Genomic DNA, 18,187 nt, shown 5'->3' with positions numbered 1-18,187 from the left:
CCGCGTAAATATTACGTGATTTATATAAAAAAATATATTCTAACATTTAAGGTTGCTCCTATACACTACAAGACAAAGTAAAAGAAATGTTTCTTGAGCATAAGCTTCAAGTGAAAGAGGACAGAACAATGGTGGCCAGTGCCTAAGAAAGGGTATAGCAAGTTTTTGCAGAAGCGTTGGAAAGATGCGAGAGGTGTCTTTTGAGCAACATCATAAATATGGGCGTTGCCTGCGGCCCGTGCTATGCGCTCATACTACACAGGCCTTAACCACAAGGCCGGTATCCGCTCCTATCACTAACGCAGGCCCCCGCACACACCATCTAATTTTTTTTCATTACCTCAATTTTCCCGGGATTCTCTGGTACTTATTCAGCAATAGTGGGGAGCAAATGAAATATAGCAACAAGTAATAAAGTCTATTCATTCAGCATAAACTTATCTACCCCATCAGCGGGTTGCCACTTATCAGCAGGTTCAAAATAATGCCATAGCAGGGCCGATATTTTTTTGATCAGCAGGCCAGCTTCGTTGTTGGGCGTCCAGCTGGTATCTTTGTTATGATTGGTAATGATCGAAAATACATAATCGCCATGTGGAGCATTAACCAATATCGTTTCTGAGCGGGATTCGTCAACCGCGCCCTGTTTGGATATGGTGTGCACATACGGCGGTATCTGCGACAGCGCATGCTCATCCCAGTAAATGCGGCCCATGTTACGGTACATCCGTTCGCTGGCGGCTGGGCTAACTGCCTTTCCTTCCCGAATCAGGGTGAACAGCCGACACATTTCGCGTGGTGTACTTACACCCCAGCCGTATATTTTGCGCATAGCTTCGCGGCCCGGCGCCCTTGAATTTACACGCATCACCTTAAAACCATTTTGATCGAGCCAGTTGTTAATATATTCACTCCCCACCAGTTTTTGCAGCCAAAGGCTTGCCGTGTTATCGCTCATGGTGATCATCAGCATGGCTACTTTACTTAGTTGCACGGTATCTTTGTCTTTAAACGAACCCAGCAGGTCTTCACCGGCGTAAAGCAGCGAATCGCGGTAAACCAGTTTTTGGTTATATTTCAGTTCGCCCTTTTCTATCTTATCCATCACCCCGCATTGAATACTTACTTTGATCATACTTGCCGTAGGGAACAGGGTATCAGCGTTGATCTCGGCAGTTTTGCCTGTTTTAAGGTTATGCACATAAATGCCAACCTGGCCGTGAAAATCTTTTACGGCATCATTAAGTTTGGCAGTGAGTTTACCATCGGTTTGAGCAAAGGCAGATGCTGCAAACAACAGCAACAACAGGGTGAATTTATATTTCATGAGATGTGCGATCTTAAAAAATGAAAATACAAATTTTAATACAACGGGCAACCATCCCTTTCATGCAGAAGTACTACTCAAAACTACGTTTTCTATCTTTGCAAAAAATCCCAGAGCACATGAACCAGTTTGTTGATATCACCAACCGCAAAGTATTGTACCGTTTATTGCTTAACCTCGATGCGCAGGCTAAACCACTTTGGGGTAAAATGACACCCCAGCAAATGATCGAACATCTGATCACACAGGTTCAATATACCAACGGCGTTAGAATACCAACCTGGGATGGCCCTCATGAAAACACCGCCACACGTAAGCAAAACGGCATTTATACCAATAATGAAATGCCCCGCAATATTATCTTAGAAGAACTGCCCGACGCGCTAACCTACCCTGACCTGGAAACAGCCATTAATCAACTAATGAAAGAGCTGGATACCTTTGACAGGCATTTCAACACACTCGATCTTAAAGTGATCCACGGCGGTTTCGGTCCACTGGATTATAACGAATGGATCATATGGCATGGCAAACATTTTACGCATCATTTAAAGCAGTTTGGGGTGGTAGATTGATTTACTACCGGGATCCTGTCTGGTTTACCTGTTCAACATTAATATCAAACTCCCCGCCCGGGTTTACCTTAACTGTGCAGTTGTAATCTATAGTCACCGGACGCCCGTTTATCACCCCTGGTTTCCATCTGTAAGATGTTTTGATAAGCTGTACTAACTGCTTATCTACTTTGGTATTCCCGCTTGTTACAAGCCTGGCATTAACCGGGGTACCGTCTCTTTCTATCGTAAACTTAACAACAGTAGTGGCAGCTTCTTTGACCGATACCTTCTGCAAATTTGATCGGAGGTGATCATAAAACCGGGTTATCCCGCCAGGATATTCGGGTCGTGCAGAAACCAGAAATATCCCCATGGTAACCTGGTTATCTGAAGAATCGGCTGTCGCCTTTTGTTTAGCAGCGGTGGTATCGCTACCCGAAGCAGAGACTTTCTGCTGAGCAAAAACGCGGTTATTTAAAGTATTTAGTCCTAATGCTATTAATGCGGCCGAAAGCCAGCGGTACCATTTGGATTGAGGTGTATAGGCTATCCTTTGGGCATCAAAAATGCCACAGTGTATTTTATCGCCATTGTTCAGCGAGCCCAGGATCTGGGCCTCCTCCATTCCTCTAAAATCCATAATTATCCTGTTACAGCCGGCGCAATACCAGTCGCTGTTACAGGGTGAAAGATCATTTAGTGTTTTAGGACATTTGAAAGTAAGTTGAATATTTTGAAGCGGTTCCATAAGGTAAAGGTCATTTCGCTTTAAACGGATTAATGCACTTTTCATTATGCCTATCCGAAAAAACTGCAGTCCTTCAATTAAACAGTAACTTCTATAAATCAGCTTCAAATAGTAACTTTGTTGTTCTTCAGAAATAAACAAAGAAGAACGTCATTATAAGCAACAAAACAATGACGGGCTGAGAAATACCATATATGAAATTCCTGCGCTGGCTTTTAATTCCGTTTTCGCTTATTTATGGCCTTATTGTGGGGATCCGTAACTGGTGCTATAACCGGGGCATTTTTAAGAGTATCGGATTTGATATGCCGGTGATTGTAGTAGGCAACCTCGACGTTGGCGGGGCAGGCAAAAGCCCGATGACCGAGTATCTGATCAGGCTACTAAAAAACAGTTATAAAATTGCCACGCTTAGTCGGGGTTATGGTCGCACAACTAAAGGTTTTTTAATGGCGACTGCCGAAAGCAAAGCTTCGGACATTGGCGATGAGCCGGCACAATTCAAACATAAATTTCCGGATATTGATGTAGCCGTTTGCGAAAAACGTGTGAGCGGCGTCGAACAGCTGAAAGACAATCATGACGTTATTATTTTAGATGATGCTTACCAGCACCGCGCGCTTGATCCGGGCATGAGCATTTTGCTTTTTGATTACAGTCGGGTTAACGAACCTCACTTCCTGCTTCCGGCTGGCAACCTGCGCGAATCATTTGGCGGCCGCAAAAGAGCCGATGTGATCATCATCAGCAAATGTCCTGCTTCATTAACTGATCTGGATCAGGGCCGTGTAATTAAACGGATCAAACCCTATCCGCACCAGTCGCTGTTTTTTACTAATATAAACTATCTGCCGGCCCAAACTCTGGATGGTGTAACGGTCAACAACGGTATCGACAACCAAACCACCGTTTTTCTGCTTACGGGTATAGCTAATCCCAAACCATTACTGGCACATCTCAAAAAGCAAACACAACTGGTTATACATCATAATTATCCCGACCATCACCGTTTTAGCTTAAAAAATATCAGTAAACTTGCCGATGATTTTTCGGCCTGCTCCTCACAAAAAAAAGTGATCATCACAACAGAAAAGGATGCGCAACGTTTAGGGGAACAGGACCTGCTTCCGATGGTTAAAAAACTGCCTGTTTGGGTGCTGCCCATAGGCATTAGTTTTTTAAATAACGGGCAACAACAATTTGACGAATTAATACAAACATATGTTAGACAATATTGAAGGCACCGCCCGGTATATCAAAAACAAGATAGGCGATTTTGAACCTGAAGTAGGTATAATCTTAGGCACCGGTCTTGGCGGCCTGGTAAAGGAAATTGAGGTCGAAAAACAGTTGATGTACTCAAACATACCTGATTTTCCTATTTCAACATTAGAGTTCCATTCGGGCAAACTTATTTTTGGTACGCTTGCAGGCGTTAAGGTTGTTGCCATGCAGGGCCGTTTGCATTATTACGAAGGCTACAACATGCAACAGATCACCTTCCCGGTTAGGGTGATGAAATACCTGGGCATTAAAACCCTGTACGTGTCAAACGCCAGTGGTTCCCTTAATCCCGATTTCAAAAAAGGCGACCTGATGATCATTGAAGATCACATTAACCTGCAGCCTCAAAACCCGCTGGTTGGCCGCAATTATGAAGAACTTGGCCCGCGCTTCCCGGACATGAGCGAACCTTACCGCCATGACATGATCGAAAAAGGTTTGGCCATCGCCCAAAAAAACAACATTACATGCCATAAAGGCGTTTACGTAGCGGTAACGGGCCCTAACCTGGAAACACGTGCCGAATACAAATACCTGCGCATCATAGGCGGCGATGCCGTTGGTATGAGCACCGTGCCCGAAGTTATTGTTGCCAATCACATGGGCATCCCAACCTTTGCTATTTCAGTGTTAACTGATGAAGGTTTCCCTGAAGTGCTTAAGCCAATAACCCTTGAGGAGATCATCGCCATTGCGCAGGAAGCCGAACCCAAAATGACCCTGATACTTAAAGAACTGATAGCCGGTAATTAATGCGCCAAAAGCTCAAATATATTTTTTTATTACTGATGTGCCTGTCGGTACAGGCTGCCTTTGCACAGTATGGCACCCGTACTAATCCGCGCAACCTGCCTACCCGTGACACCGCGCGCCGTCAGGAAAAACAGATGACCGACGATCAGCTACTTGACAGTTTAAGGCGTAAGGAAGAAAACAAAAAGGATTCGGTAGTTTTCAGTTCCAAATTTATCCGCGTTACTAACGAGCGTTTGCTAAACGACAGTACGCAACTATTTAAGATTGATACCGGTATTACCAACTTTGAGATCTACAGTCCGCTGATTGATCCGCGGAGTCCGAGGATACATTTGGGTAATATCGGGTTGTCGCAACGGCCTTTGCTTTTTGAACCCAGCCGTACCATCGGTTTTGACCTCGGTTTGCACGCGCTTGATATTTACGCGCTTAAACCGCAGGATATCAATTACTATAATACGCGGGTGCCCTTTACCAGGCTTACCTTGTATAATGCTTTCGGTGGTTCGGCTATCCAGCTGTTTAATATCCTCCATACACAAAACATCAAACCCAACTGGAACTTCGGTTTTAACCTGAATTTCAACGGATCGAAAGGGTTTTACAATTACAACAACGTATTGGGCCAAAACGTAAGCGACCTTAACGCCTCTATTTTTACCTGGTACGAATCAAAAAGCAAGCGTTATAACCTGTTGGCCAACCTGTTGTTCAACAACCTTAAAGCACCCGAAACCGGTAGTATCCTTAACGACTCGGTATTTACGAGTACCAATGTAAACAATGCCTTTTCAAAAGACAGGGCGGCGGTACGTTTGCCCTACAGTTATGAAAACTGGAACGATAAAGGGCTTTATATTAAACAATTTTATTATTTAGGTCGGATAGACAGCCTGAACAAGGGTAAGGACAATTCTAAGATCCTCCCTACCCAACGCGTATCACACACCCTGCATATATCCAACAGCAGGTATCTTTATAAACAAAGCGGTGTTGATACCTATAATGTATTTCCCGATTACTACTACAGCAATAACCGCTCGCGCGATTCGACAGTGCTGACGCATATTCAGAATGAATTTTCGTACAGTTTTTACCTCCGCAGTAAATCGGTAAAGTTTGTAAAGAATGAGCTTAAGCTCGATCTTGGTCTGGTACACGATTTTTACTCCTACAACCAATATGTTAGCGATACTACGCTTAACGAGTACGGGGTAAAATACATACACCAGGACAAGGTGCAGCACAATACTTTCCAGGATATTACGCTGAAGGCCAAACTGGGTTATCGTTTCAGCGATCGGATTGCCCTTGATGCCGATTTCAGGCAGATTGCGCAGGGCCGCGATTTTGGCAATTATCTTTACGATGCCAAACTTACCCTGGCAGGTGGCAATAAAACCGGAAAAATCATTTTAGAGGCTTACTCACAAAACAGTTCGCCGCCGTTGGTATATAATAATTGGATCTCCAACCATTATATTTTCCATAACGATTTCAGCAATCAAAAAACTACCAGCGCATCGTTCAACTACATTAATGATGCCTTGCAAATTGATTTAAAGGCCGAATACTTTTTAATTAGCAATTACCTGTATTTCACAGCGCCAAATGGTGGTAGTGATGTGCGCCCGGCACAGCTTAACAGCTCTATTAACCTGTTAAAAATAAGTCTGGGTAAAAATTTCAGTTACCGGAGCCTGCATTTTGATAACTATGTGGTATACCAAAAAACCGATTATCAAAACACGCTTCGCACACCCGAAGTATATGCCTACAGCAACCTGTACATTAACAAGGTTTTACTTAACGTATTAAATGCCAGCTTTGGTTTAAACGGCAGGTATAATACAGAATACGTTGCGCCTTCATATGCACCCGGCTTAGGCCAGTTTTATAACGGAGCCAACGTAACCTTCTCGTCGTACCCTATATTTGGTGTTTACTTTAAGGCTACACTACAGCGTACTAACCTGTTTCTTGCTTATGATTACATTAATCAGCGCGCCTGGAGCAAGGGTTATTACACGGTTAACCGCTATCCTCAACAGGATGCTATCCTGAAGTTTGGCGTATCGTGGACTTTCTATAACTAATCAAAATCCCTCAATATCACAAAGGCCCGAAATAAACTAAACTTATTTCGGGCCTTTGCTTTTGGCGGCTTTTATCTTATCCCTTTAATTCCTCGCTAAACGTTAGCCTGTTACCAAACGGATCATGAACTGTCATCATGATAGCCTTGTCGTTCCATTCGGGTACTTCCAAACCCGGGCGATTGTATTTGTATTTTTTTGCGATGAGATGGGCATGATAATCTTTCAGCTCGGTAAAATCGTCAATGGCTATATGGCTTCCCGGACTTGCATCGCCATGATGTTCGGACAGGTAAAGTATCACATCACGCAGAGAAATCTGGATGTATACTGGTACGCCTTCGGGTTTGTGTTCCCAATCGGTTTTAAAACCAAGCCAGGTGATATAAAACTCAATGGCTTTATCGTAATCAAAAATCCGGAGAATTGGTTTTGTTATTGACATAGGTAATTAATTGATGAACAAATTTAACGGAAAATCTGGCTGCTTTTACACAGCAAACATGCTTGTTTTCAACCAACTGGCTTTAAATGTTAATAGATGTTAAATATGCCTTAAAGCATGTCAAAAGTTAGGTTTCCACGCAACAGATACTGTACTTTCGTCGGCACATTTTGCCCCCTCGTCTATTACATTGAATGCGGGTTTAAAATGGGGCTACCTTAGCATCATATGTTTAAAAGGATAAAACCGGCGTTGATCATCGAAATTTGTATCCATCTGCTGTTTTGGGCGCTGATTATTTTTACGCCCATCATTTCCAGACCAGATATGCGTGGTTTTCCACAGCCGGCTTTTTCCTTAGGCCATATCATTAGTTTTAATTTTGTGCTAGCTGCCGAGTTTTACCTTAACGCGTTTCTCCTCATCCCAAAAATCTTAAAAAGCAATATCTGGCTTTATTTCTTCGCGCTGATAGCTTCATTTGTAGTCTTTAATGTGATACTGATGGAAGTACGGCATTTTTTTCCCGTACCACATTTTCCGTGGATGGGCCAGCATCACCGGCCGCAGGCCCCCTTTCTCGTTATTTTTCCACTGCTGTCTATCACTGCCGGCAGCTTCGCGTATCACTACCTGGCCGATCAGTTTAAAGCCATCAACAAGAAAAAGGATATCGATAATGCTTCACTGATATCTGAACTGGCCTTTTTACGTTCGCAGATCAGTCCGCATTTTATTTTTAATGTGATTAACAGCGCTGTAGCACTTTCCCGTTTAAACCCATCAGCAGTTGAACCTACGCTGATTCAGCTTTCCAAGCTACTCCGCTATATGCTTTATGTAACCGACGCCGAAAGGGTTACGTTACAGCAAAAGGAAGATTATCTCCGCAGCTATATCGAACTACAGCAACTCCGTTTTCGTGATCAGGTGAAAGTCAGCTTCAGCTCAGATATTAAAGCCCCTGAAAAATCCATTGAACCTATGCTGCTGATCCCATTTGTGGAAAACGCTTTTAAGCATGGTACGGGAGATATTGAGAAGCCAGCCATAGCTATTACCCTGTTTAGCGACGATAAAAACCTGCGCTTCAGTGTGCAGAATGTATACAATGCCACCGAAACCAATAAAGATAATGCTTCGGGTATTGGCCTGGCCAATGTTAAACGCAGACTGGAACTGCTATACCCCGGTAAACATAACTTATATATAAATAAAAACGAGCAGGCATATATAGTTATGCTGCAATTGGAACTTAAATGATGCGATGTTTAATAATTGATGATGAGCCGCTGGCGCTCGACTTGCTGGAAGATAACCTGAAGCACGTGAACACCATACAGATAGTAGCACGGTGCCGTAACGCAGGCGAGGCAATCATAGCTATGCAAAAAGAACAAATAGACCTTATTTTCAGCGACATATACATGCCCGGCATTAACGGATTACAACTTATCCGGAGCCTTACGCATAAGCCTATGGTGATTTTTGTAACCGCTTATGAAAAATTCGCGGTAGAGGGCTTTGAGCTTGACGTGGTTGATTATCTGGTGAAACCGGTACCCTTAGACCGCTTTTTGAAAGCCTGCCACAAGGCGCTTGATCTGTACGAGCTTCGCCGCAGCTATGTGCCGCAGCAGCCTACAAGTAAAAACTACTTTTTTTTGCACGCCGATTATAACCTTGTAAAAATCAATTTTGACCAGGTTGAATACATTGAAGGCCTTAAAGATTATATCAAAGTACACCTCATCAATCAGCAAAAGCCGGTGCTGTCACGCATCAGCCTCAAGGCTATTGAACTGCAACTACCTCCCGATCAGTTTTTCCGTGTACATAAATCATATCTTGTAAATCTGGACCACGTATCTCAAATGCGCCGCGCCCGTATTAAACTTATTAATACTGAGATACCATTAAGCGATGGCTACAGGGATGTGATTAACCGGATGATAGGGAAAGTGTAAACCCCACAAAAAACATGTGGTGCTGTTTGAGGTCTGCGACCTCGAACTTGTAAACCTGTAGTTTGCAACTACAGGTTTACTAAAATCATAATCTTGTCACCTTAATAGCCTGTAGTCACAGACTACAGGCATAATTATCCGAAGGCAGAGACTTCGGATAGCGACGAAGGTGTAAAACCATACCAAAAACCATGTCATTGCGAGCGAAGTGTGGCAATCGCACGGAAGCGTAGCCGCTCTGTATAGCATGCGATTGCTTCGTCGTTCCTCCTCGCAATGACATTTTTTTCCTATCTCCTACCTCATCTTCTTCCATGTCCAGAAAGCACAATAAAAACTGCAACTGCTGCTAAACACTGGTACTAACAGTATCTGCTACTAAAAACTGCCGCTAACTGCTCAAAAACCCCTGCCACACATCCGGGCTATTTGTCGACACAAAGCCTCTCATGGTCGATTTTATTTGAGGTGCTTCAAAACAAGGTGCATTTTCGGCATCGAAAGAATATATACCCCTACATGAAGAAATTTTCCCTATTGTTAATAACCTCGTTCGTGTTTTGCGGTATGGTGACTCATGGTCAGCAAACGCAGCAGAAACTAAAAAAAATTGTAGTCAATCATTTTTTTTCATGCCCGCTTGATCAGTTATTTGATACTCTGGCCATGGATTACAAGGTCCGTATCGTATTTGAGCGGGAGCCTTTGCATGAAATGGACGTAGTAGAACACTTTTTTGAAGAACCTCTGAAAGAAGTAATAGCCAAGGTTTGCGATGAAAACAACCTCCATTACTGGATAGAATCAAGCGGAACTATCTACATCCTCCAAAATACCGACGATCTGGCCAGATTGCAGAAACTCAACAAGCTTTCGCTACAAGCTTCCAACGCGGTAAAAGCCAAAGAAATTGAAGCGCCTAAAGTTAAACCCAAACATTTCCTGGTGAGTATTAACGGCCGGGTGATCGATCAGCAAACGGGCGAGTCCCTCCCCTCGGCTACGGTCAAGATTCGGGGCACCGATCTCAATGTTATGACCAATGCCGATGGCTATTTTACCATGTTCAGGGTACCTTCGGATACATCGGTAGTGGAGGTATCCTACACCGGCTATCAAACAGATTATTTTAGGCTGAGCAGTGAAAAGCTGAATTCGCCGCTGATCTGTGGCCTCTACTCATCGCTTAACAGCTTAAACGAGGTTACTATTACCGGCAAAAAAAGTGGCGTTATGAATACCGATAGCAGGCAGGTTGGTGTGTTACAACTTTCGCCGGCCAATTTGGATAAGCTGCCAACCATGGGCGATAAGGACGTGTTACGTGCCTTTCAACTAATGCCCGGCGTAGCCGGCACTAATGAGTCATCATCGGGCGCCTATGTGCGTGGTGGTACCCCCGATCAGAATTTGGTTGTGCTGGATGGCTTTACCATTTACCAGGTCGATCACCTTTATGGTTTCTTTAGCGCCTTTAATGCCAGCGCCATCAAAGATGTGCAATTATACAAAGGCGGTTTTACGGCCAAATATGGCGGCAGGCTTTCAAGTGTTACCGAACTCAACGGCAAAGAGGGCAACAAGAACGAAACCAATATAGGTACCGATTTAAGTTTACTCAGCGCCGGTGGTTACCTCGAAACCCCGCTGTCAGATAAATCAACCTTGCTGTTAGCAGTTAGGCGCTCCTACCAGGGGCCGTTTTATAACAAGATCTTTAACCAGTTTAACCAAACATCAACTACCCAGGGCGGCGGCCCCGGTGGTGGCGGAGGCCGGGGCGGTTTTGGAGGTGGAGGTTTCGCCAACCAGATCACTCCAAGCTCTTACTTTTATGATTTTGATGCCAAGTATACCTACAGCATCAGTCCAAACGACAAAGTATCATGGAGCTTGTACACCGGTACCGATAAAACGGATAATAGCAGGCAGTTAGGCCTTCCGTCGTTCCTGTCGTCGGGCGGTAGTGGCATCAATATTACTGACTATACCAAGTACGGCAACCTGGGCAGTAGTATCAAATGGTTCAGGCAGTGGAATAAAAAACTATACTCCAACAACTACATTACCTATTCGTCTTACTTTAACGACAGGAACCGAAGCACCTCTGGTTTTGCACAGATCGACACCAACGGTATTTCGCATACCCTAAGCAACGGCACCCTGGAAACTAATAATCTGAAAGATGTAGGCTATAAATCTGAATGGGAATGGACGGCCAGCAACAAATACAAGTTGCTCTTCGGCGGTTTTGTATCCTACAAAAAAATAGACTATGAGTATACTCAAAACGATACCAGTAAACTCATCAATCAGCATAATAACGCGGTGCTGGCCGGTTTCTACACCGAGTTGGCTATCGACCCAAACAGTAAATTCCATATTCAGCCGGGCTTGCGTACTTCTTATTTCGGCCCTACAGCAAAACCTTATTTTGAACCACGATTGTCGGCAAGTTATAGTGTTAACGACCGCCTTACCATCAAAGGTGCAACCGGGCAGTTTTACCAGTTTGAAAACCAGGTGATCCGCGAGGACATTTTGGCCGGGAACCGCAATTTCTGGGTATTATCCAACAACAGCAATATTCCGGTTGGCATGTCAAGGCATTTTATATTAGGCACCAGTTATGAAACTGATGAGCTTTTATTTAGTGTTGAAGGATATTACAAAACACTTAGCGGCCTTACCCAGTACACCGTAAGGCAAACGCAACCTGCCGGCGGTGGTTTCAGGATGGATGTCAATCAAAACCAAACGCAAACAGTTACCGAAAACTTTTATGAAGGAACCGGCCGGGCTAAAGGCGTTGAGTTTTTGGTACAGAAAAAGATGGGGCGCTATACCGGCTGGATCAGCTATACCCTTGCCCAGGCCCAGAACAAATTCTCGGCATTTGGGAACTATTACTATGATGCTGATCAGGATGTTCGTCACGAGTTTAAATCTATCAACATGTACCATTACGAGCGGTGGAACTTTGCAGCAACATTCCTGTTCAGTACCGGTCACCCGTATACCGCTCCCCTATCAAGCTATAGCATTAAAACAGTTGATGGCAACGGTATCACCTATCTTAATATCAGCGATAAAAATGCCGAACGCTTACCGGCCTATCACCGGTTGGATATGTCGGTATCCTATGATCTGCTGAAAATAGATGGACATAAAATCGGTTCGATTGGTTTGTCGCTCTTCAACGTTTACAACCACGTAAATACCTGGTACCGCGAATACCAGATGCAAAACAACCAGGTTATCACCACCGATGTTAACTACCTCGGTTTTACCCCTAACGTTACATTAAGCTTAAGATGGAAATAAAAACATACATTCGATATACATACCTTGCATTGGTAGCCGCCTGCCTCATGACGGCATCGGCCTGCAAAAAAAACTCATTTGACGTAAACACGGTGAACAAACCGGTTGTTGAAGCCTACCTGGTTGCTGGTCAGCCGTTATCATTAAAAGTGTATCAACAAAAAGACCTTACCGACACGGCTACTTACGGGGCTGTCATTACCGGCTTAACCATAAACGTGAGTAATGGCGCGCAAACCGTTAAACTTACCGAGGGCGCCAATGGCACTTACACTTACAGCGATACTACTTTCATAACGGCTAACAAGACGTACACCATGCAGTTTACTTACAATAACATCAATGTAAGCGCATCGACAATTATGCCGGGCAAGCCTGCCGGTTTTAAACTAACTGATAGCGTATTCCATGAACCTAATGCGCTTGACCAGGCTTATAATGATAAAGTAAGGGCAACCGTTACCTGGACAAACCCCGATTCGTTGCAGCACATGCTGCTTTTCAAGAATATCGATAGCAATCCTTTCGAGATCATAGCCGTTAGGAGCAACAGAACCCCAAGCTTTGAGATCAACACCGAACGTGCTTCGATTTATAACATCACGCAAACTACCTTCAAATACTACGGCCATTATAAAGTGATATTGCTGAGGGTAAATGATGAGTATATTAACGTATTAACCAGTAACACCCGTGGCAGCTCCCAAAACCTGGTAAATACGCCAACCAACGTTGTTAACGGTCTGGGCATTTTCACCGCTATGCAGGCCGATACTTTAAATTTGAGGGTAACTACGGAGTAAGCATTATCCCTTCAATTCAAATCTTATGTCATTGCGAGGAGGAACGACGAAGCAATCTCGTGGTTATGCATATCGAACATGCATTGGCTACGAGATTGCCGCGCTTCGCTCGCAATGACATGTTAATTCGCCCTCCATTTCCCTCTTTTGTCAGCCTATTGTAAACACCAGTTTAAACGCCTATTGTAAAATCTACGGTTTGTATCATGTTAGTGTAACTAATACATGACAATTGCACTTTTTATAAAAAAATAAAATTTAAGCGTGTAACATTTAGGGTAATTTCGCCTCCAATTACCAAAATAATACTAAATGAAACGTTTTTACATACTTATTGCATTATTCTGCTTTGCGTTATCGGCTCAGGCTCAGTTTGGAGTTGGAGGTGGAGGCCCTTCGGTAACGGGTAGGATATCTGGTACTGTGATTGACTCACTGACCAAAAAACCATTGGACTATGCCACGGTGGGCTTATACCGTGTGGGCGGAAAATCGCCAATAACCGGTGTTTTAACTGATGAAAAAGGAAACTTTAAGCTGGATAATGTAAAGGCTGGCTCCTATAAACTGGCAGTTTCATTTATTGGGTACCCAACAAAATTCATTGAGCCGGTTACTACTACCGCCTCAAAACCGGATAATAAACTGGGCCAGATCTTTATCTCGCCGGGAGCTCACGCGCTGAAAGAAGTTGCGGTAGTTGGTCAGGCTGCTCTGATTGAAAATAAGATTGACAAAATAGTTTACAACGCTGAAAAAGACCTTACAGCAGCCGGCGGTAACGCTACCGACGTGTTACAGAAAGTGCCGTTGGTAAACGTAGACATTAACGGTAACGTATCTATCCGCGGAGACCAGAACGTTAAAGTGCTTATCAACGGTAAACCATCAGGTGCTACATCTGCAAGTTTGGCCGACGTGTTGAAAACCATCCCTGCCGATCAGATCAAAAGCATTGAAGTTGTAACTTCTCCATCTGCAAAATACGATGCTGAAGGTTCGGGCGGTATCATCAATATCATCACCAAACAAAAAAATGTATCAGGCTTTAGCGGCTCGGTAAGTGGTGGTGTAGGTACCCGTCAAAACAACGGCAACGTGAACGTTAACTACAACAAAAACCGTTTCAGCTTAGGTATTAATGCCGGTGGTAACTTAACCTGGCCACAAACCTCGTTAACTACTTTCGACCAGGTGATCAACACCCCGGCAAGCGGAACTGATCCGGCTGTTGAGCTGCATAACCACAACAATACATCGAGCAAAATTAAAAGGCATGGTGCTATTGGTTCGGTTACTGCGGGTTACGAATTTAACGCTTTTAACAGCATCAACAGTACCTTCAGGTTAAATGATGGTGGTTTTAACACCAATGGCGGTGGTGATTACAATCGTACACTGAATGGCAGCTCGTTAGATTATATCGGCAGAACCACCTCACACAACCATTTTGGCGGCTTTGACTGGAATATCGATTATACCCACAAATTCAAGAAAGAAGGCCACGAGTTGGTAGTTTCAGGTCAGTGGAGCCATAGCGATATCACAACCGACTATACCAGCTTATTTACCGCGGTAAACCCAAGCCAGGTTGGTGATAACAATGGTAAAAACAATGAGTACACCGGGCAGGCAGATTATACTTTACCGGTAAATAAAGTGTTAAAAATTGAGGCTGGTGCCAAAACTATCCAACGCCGCATCAATAGTAACTATGATATATTTAATACCGATGCCGATGGCAATAACCCGGTTAGGGACGCGTTAAACTCAAACCTGTACGATTACAATCAGAATGTATACGCGGGCTATTCTGTATTAACATTTACTTTGCCTAAAAGCTATTCTATTTTAGTTGGTGGCCGTATTGAAAACACCAGGATCAAAGGCGACCCGCAAAATCCTTTCCAGGAAGAAGGCAGCTCTGGTTTCCAAACGCTGCAGCCATTTACTGCAAGCTATACAACTTATATCCCAAGCTTAACATTGCAGAAACAGTTTGGCTCAAACACCATTAAGTTGTCATACAGCAAACGTATTCAGCGTCCAAGCTTACAGTTTTTGAACCCCTTCATTAACCGTAGCAACGTACAAAACCAAACTGTAGGTAACCCTAACCTGCAACCTGAGATTTCACAAACTGTTGAATTGAACTACAATACTTTCGTCAAATCATCGGTGCTTAACTTCTCGGTTTATTACAAACATACCAGCGGCCTTATTGAAGGTATAGCACAACCAATTACCGATACTATTAACGGTAAACCGGTTATTGCAACACGTACCACGTATTCAAACATTGGTATAAACAATTCAATTGGCGCAAGCTTCTTTGGTTCAATAAACCCTGTTAAACCGTTAACTATCCGCGCAAGCATTAACGCGTTTACTTACAGCCCAAGTCCGCAAGGCGTGTTTATTTCAAATTCATCGGCAACAGGTACCTATTTGCAATACTCTGCTTTCGGCAGTGCATCGTACCAGTTCCCGCATAATTTCCTTGCCGAGTTGTTTGGTTTCACCAACTCATCACGCAGGACCATTCAGGGTACAAACCCATCGTTCGGCATCTATGCATTCGGTGTCAAAAAGCAGTTTATGGATAAAAAACTGGCTATCGGCTTCAACACCGTACAGCCATTTGCAAGGGATAAACACTTTGATCAAAATATCAACAGCCCTGGCTTTACACAAACCAGCTCAACAGCATTCCCATTCCGTTCATTCGGTATCACGTTTAGCTACAGCTTTGGTAAGTTAAGTTTCAGCAATCCTAATCAGCAGAAAAAAGGCGTTAACAACGACGACCAAAAACAAGGCGATCAGGCCGGTGGTCAGGGTGGCCCTGGAGGCAGATAGGCTTCAAGAGTCAAGACTGTTAGAATCAGAAAAAAAGCCGGAAGCGTAAATGCTTCCGGCTTTTTTTCTGAATGGGAGCTTTGTCTGAACTCGAATTTGTTGAATTCAATGAATTGACAGAATTTTAAAATTCGATAAATTCCTAAAATTCGTTTGATTCGAGTTCAGACAAAATTCCGCTTCTGACTACTCCGCATCCACCTCAATCCCTATTTGTTTAAGCAATAACGAGGCGTTAAAAGTCTTGCATTCGCCGTGTTTGATCTTGTAATCAAACAACATTTCGCCGTTCACTACCTGGATGTCAAAATAAAAGTTGCGGACATAATCAGGGTATTTAGCTTCGAGATGGGCTATCTGCAGGTCGTGAGTGGCAACCATGCCTACCGCCTTTTTACGGATCAGCTGCTCTATAACCGCTTTCGAGCCAAGGTATTTATCAACAGAGTTAGTACCACGCAGCATTTCGTCAATCAGGAAAAATACTTTAGGCTCGCTTTCAACAGCACCTAACAGCATCTGCAGGCGGTCGAGTTCGGCTTTAAAGGTTGAGGTACTTTCATTAAGCGAATCTTTGATCCGCATGTAACTGATCATGGTGATCACCGATACCTGCATGCTTTTGGCACACACAGGCGCTCCGCTTAAGGCCAGCACGGTATTGATACCTACCGTACGTAAAAAAGTGCTTTTACCGGCCATGTTTGACCCGGTGATGATATCCACCTTAAAAGTGTTATCCAGTTCATAATCGTTCTCTATCCGTTTAGCAACATCAATAAGCGGATGGGCTATGGCCTGGGCCGTGAGGGTATAACCGGGCCGGTCATCAATTACGGGAAAACTCCATTCGGGGTAATTAACAGCTAAACCGGCAAGGCTCAGGAGCGATTCAAATTCGGCAATAACATCAAAAGCGGTCTCAAGACTGTCCTGGTTTTGGCGCTTCCAGTTTTCAATAGCGATGATCTGGCGGATATCCCATAAAAAAAACAGGTTGAGTACAAAGCCAACTATAAGGTTGAGGTGATAATTAAGCTTGTTGATCAGCTGGCCCAGCTCTTTTATTTTGGCCGATGTTTTATCAGTTTTTAATTGTTTGGCCAAAGAGTCGTTATAACCTGCCTGCCATTGCTGATCTTCAATACATTTAAACACATCGGCATAATTAGATAAAGTATCCCCTATTTTACCTGCAATCAAATCGGCCTTACGAATGTAGGCTGCTTTTGAAAATACCACGCCCATATTAAACAGACCGATAGCTGTTGCCACAAGCTTTGCCGGTGAATAGAAATAAGCCACTATCAACAACGCCGTAAAAAGGTAAGGGGCTATTTTGGTATAAGCGGCGAGCCACTTTTCGCCGGGCATGTCCAGGGGAATATGTAAATACTTAAACAGGTTTTTAAGCTGATTGATATCCTGCCTGATGGCGAAAACAAGACGTGTTTGCAGGTCCAACTTCCAGCTGTTTTTAGCGGCTATTTCTTTAACAGCTTCCTGCCGTTGCAATACAGTTTGCTTGCTTGCCGGGGCATTAAGCCAGCCCGCCAGTTTATTATTCCCCGGTGTAGTTGCTGCGCGATTTATTAACTGAAATAATGAAGCGTTGCCGTATATATCCAGATCGGACGTATAAAAATGTTTGTCGTTGGCGTAACGGGCACCATCGTTGTAAATATTGCTGTGAGCCTGGATACTGCCGATCTCGTTTTCATCTACCTGCTGCAGGTCATCATAATACTGTTTTTGCTTTTCAAAAGCACTTTGGCGCGATACCAGCCAGGCAAAAGCAAAAACCAGTAACACAAAGGCTACGGCTATGATGCTGAAATTGTCGTAGTGGATAGCGACGGCAATTGTTAAAGCCACCATAGCGAATATACCCAACCGCATCAGTGAGTAGCTATTGGCAAGACTTTTATATTTAGCGGCTTCGGCCGCGGCGAGGTTTGCCCTTTGGGTGTAATCTGTGATAATTGTTTGTTCCATTTGCAGATAAATTCAACCAAAATAAA

The 18,187-nt window shown here is 43.7% G+C and carries 13 protein-coding genes; 9 read left to right on the top strand and 4 right to left on the bottom strand.

The window, feature by feature from the left end:
- Positions 1-418: 418 nt before the first annotated feature.
- A complete protein-coding gene (locus tag DUL71_RS21955) occupies positions 419-1,327 on the bottom strand; it encodes a serine hydrolase (RefSeq protein ID WP_114940053.1) in 909 nt (302 codons plus the stop codon).
- Between the two features lie 20 nt (positions 1,328-1,347).
- Between DUL71_RS21955 and DUL71_RS21950 the strand changes: the two genes are divergently transcribed.
- The gene (locus DUL71_RS21950) at positions 1,348-1,902 is read left to right on the top strand and encodes a hypothetical protein (protein WP_154402454.1); all 555 of its coding nucleotides are present in this window, start codon (positions 1,348-1,350) and stop codon (positions 1,900-1,902) included.
- Between the two features lie 4 nt (positions 1,903-1,906).
- Here DUL71_RS21950 and DUL71_RS21945 read toward each other — a convergent pair whose 3' ends face one another.
- Positions 1,907-2,632 (bottom strand): energy transducer TonB, encoded by a 726-nt coding sequence (locus DUL71_RS21945; protein ID WP_161964484.1) that lies wholly within the window; start codon positions 2,630-2,632, stop codon positions 1,907-1,909.
- Positions 2,633-2,826: 194 nt separating this feature from the next.
- Here DUL71_RS21945 and lpxK point away from each other — a divergent pair, with 194 nt between their 5' ends.
- The 3 genes from lpxK to DUL71_RS21930 are packed head-to-tail and all read left to right on the top strand — an operon-like array spanning position 2,827 to position 6,768.
- The gene (gene lpxK / locus DUL71_RS21940; RefSeq protein WP_114940050.1) at positions 2,827-3,870 is read left to right on the top strand and encodes a tetraacyldisaccharide 4'-kinase; all 1,044 of its coding nucleotides are present in this window, start codon (positions 2,827-2,829) and stop codon (positions 3,868-3,870) included.
- The gene (locus tag DUL71_RS21935) at positions 3,854-4,669 is read left to right on the top strand and encodes a purine-nucleoside phosphorylase (protein WP_114940049.1); all 816 of its coding nucleotides are present in this window, start codon (positions 3,854-3,856) and stop codon (positions 4,667-4,669) included. Before lpxK ends, DUL71_RS21935 begins: the two co-directional genes overlap by 17 nt.
- The gene (locus tag DUL71_RS21930) at positions 4,669-6,768 is read left to right on the top strand and encodes a putative porin (protein WP_244228810.1); all 2,100 of its coding nucleotides are present in this window, start codon (positions 4,669-4,671) and stop codon (positions 6,766-6,768) included. The genes DUL71_RS21935 and DUL71_RS21930 overlap by 1 nt, the downstream gene beginning before the upstream one ends.
- A gap of 76 nt (positions 6,769-6,844) precedes the next feature.
- On the opposite strand, the gene DUL71_RS21925 is transcribed toward DUL71_RS21930, so the two are convergent.
- The gene (locus DUL71_RS21925; RefSeq protein WP_208645627.1) at positions 6,845-7,213 is read right to left on the bottom strand and encodes a glyoxalase superfamily protein; all 369 of its coding nucleotides are present in this window, start codon (positions 7,211-7,213) and stop codon (positions 6,845-6,847) included.
- Between the two features lie 228 nt (positions 7,214-7,441).
- Here DUL71_RS21925 and DUL71_RS21920 point away from each other — a divergent pair, with 228 nt between their 5' ends.
- The 5 genes from DUL71_RS21920 to DUL71_RS21900 all read left to right on the top strand — a co-directional run bounded on the left by DUL71_RS21920 (position 7,442) and on the right by DUL71_RS21900 (position 16,166).
- Positions 7,442-8,476 (top strand): sensor histidine kinase, encoded by a 1,035-nt coding sequence (locus DUL71_RS21920; RefSeq protein ID WP_114940048.1) that lies wholly within the window; start codon positions 7,442-7,444, stop codon positions 8,474-8,476.
- A complete protein-coding gene (locus tag DUL71_RS21915; RefSeq protein ID WP_112575809.1) occupies positions 8,476-9,180 on the top strand; it encodes a LytR/AlgR family response regulator transcription factor in 705 nt (234 codons plus the stop codon). Before DUL71_RS21920 ends, DUL71_RS21915 begins: the two co-directional genes overlap by 1 nt.
- Before the next feature lie 519 nt (positions 9,181-9,699).
- Entirely contained in the window at positions 9,700-12,504 is a 2,805-nt protein-coding gene (locus DUL71_RS21910) for a TonB-dependent receptor (RefSeq protein WP_114940047.1), read from the top strand.
- Positions 12,495-13,307 (top strand): DUF4249 domain-containing protein, encoded by an 813-nt coding sequence (locus tag DUL71_RS21905; RefSeq protein ID WP_114940046.1) that lies wholly within the window; start codon positions 12,495-12,497, stop codon positions 13,305-13,307. Before DUL71_RS21910 ends, DUL71_RS21905 begins: the two co-directional genes overlap by 10 nt.
- A 312-nt stretch (positions 13,308-13,619) precedes the next feature.
- On the top strand, positions 13,620-16,166 hold the full coding sequence (locus DUL71_RS21900) for a TonB-dependent receptor (protein ID WP_114940045.1): 2,547 nt from the start codon (positions 13,620-13,622) through the stop codon (positions 16,164-16,166).
- 186 nt (positions 16,167-16,352) lie between these two features.
- Here DUL71_RS21900 and DUL71_RS21895 read toward each other — a convergent pair whose 3' ends face one another.
- Positions 16,353-18,161, bottom strand: coding sequence for a MutS-related protein (locus tag DUL71_RS21895; protein WP_114940044.1), 1,809 nt, complete (start codon positions 18,159-18,161; stop codon positions 16,353-16,355).
- Positions 18,162-18,187 lie beyond the last annotated feature (26 nt).

The sequence above is a fragment of the Mucilaginibacter endophyticus genome, from assembly GCF_003351025.1.
GTDB classification, from domain to species: domain Bacteria; phylum Bacteroidota; class Bacteroidia; order Sphingobacteriales; family Sphingobacteriaceae; genus Mucilaginibacter; species Mucilaginibacter endophyticus.
Note: the sequence above shows the minus strand (reverse complement) of the source record. Positions and strands in the feature narration are given on the sequence as shown.

Bases quoted from the DNA above. Each gene is read 5' to 3' on its own strand.
- DUL71_RS21905 (WP_114940046.1), top strand. From the start codon at position 12,495: ATGGAAATAAAAACATACATTCGATATACATACCTTGCATTGGTAGCC.
- DUL71_RS21895 (WP_114940044.1), bottom strand. From the start codon at position 18,161: ATGGAACAAACAATTATCACAGATTACACCCAAAGGGCAAACCTCGCC.
- DUL71_RS21950 (WP_154402454.1), top strand. From the start codon at position 1,348: ATGAAAATACAAATTTTAATACAACGGGCAACCATCCCTTTCATGCAG.
- DUL71_RS21925 (WP_208645627.1), bottom strand. From the start codon at position 7,213: ATGTCAATAACAAAACCAATTCTCCGGATTTTTGATTACGATAAAGCC.
- lpxK (WP_114940050.1), top strand. From the start codon at position 2,827: ATGAAATTCCTGCGCTGGCTTTTAATTCCGTTTTCGCTTATTTATGGC.
- DUL71_RS21910 (WP_114940047.1), top strand. From the start codon at position 9,700: ATGAAGAAATTTTCCCTATTGTTAATAACCTCGTTCGTGTTTTGCGGT.
- DUL71_RS21935 (WP_114940049.1), top strand. From the start codon at position 3,854: ATGTTAGACAATATTGAAGGCACCGCCCGGTATATCAAAAACAAGATA.
- DUL71_RS21945 (WP_161964484.1), bottom strand. From the start codon at position 2,632: ATGGAACCGCTTCAAAATATTCAACTTACTTTCAAATGTCCTAAAACA.
- DUL71_RS21930 (WP_244228810.1), top strand. From the start codon at position 4,669: ATGCGCCAAAAGCTCAAATATATTTTTTTATTACTGATGTGCCTGTCG.
- DUL71_RS21955 (WP_114940053.1), bottom strand. From the start codon at position 1,327: ATGAAATATAAATTCACCCTGTTGTTGCTGTTGTTTGCAGCATCTGCC.
- DUL71_RS21900 (WP_114940045.1), top strand. From the start codon at position 13,620: ATGAAACGTTTTTACATACTTATTGCATTATTCTGCTTTGCGTTATCG.
- DUL71_RS21915 (WP_112575809.1), top strand. From the start codon at position 8,476: ATGCGATGTTTAATAATTGATGATGAGCCGCTGGCGCTCGACTTGCTG.
- DUL71_RS21920 (WP_114940048.1), top strand. From the start codon at position 7,442: ATGTTTAAAAGGATAAAACCGGCGTTGATCATCGAAATTTGTATCCAT.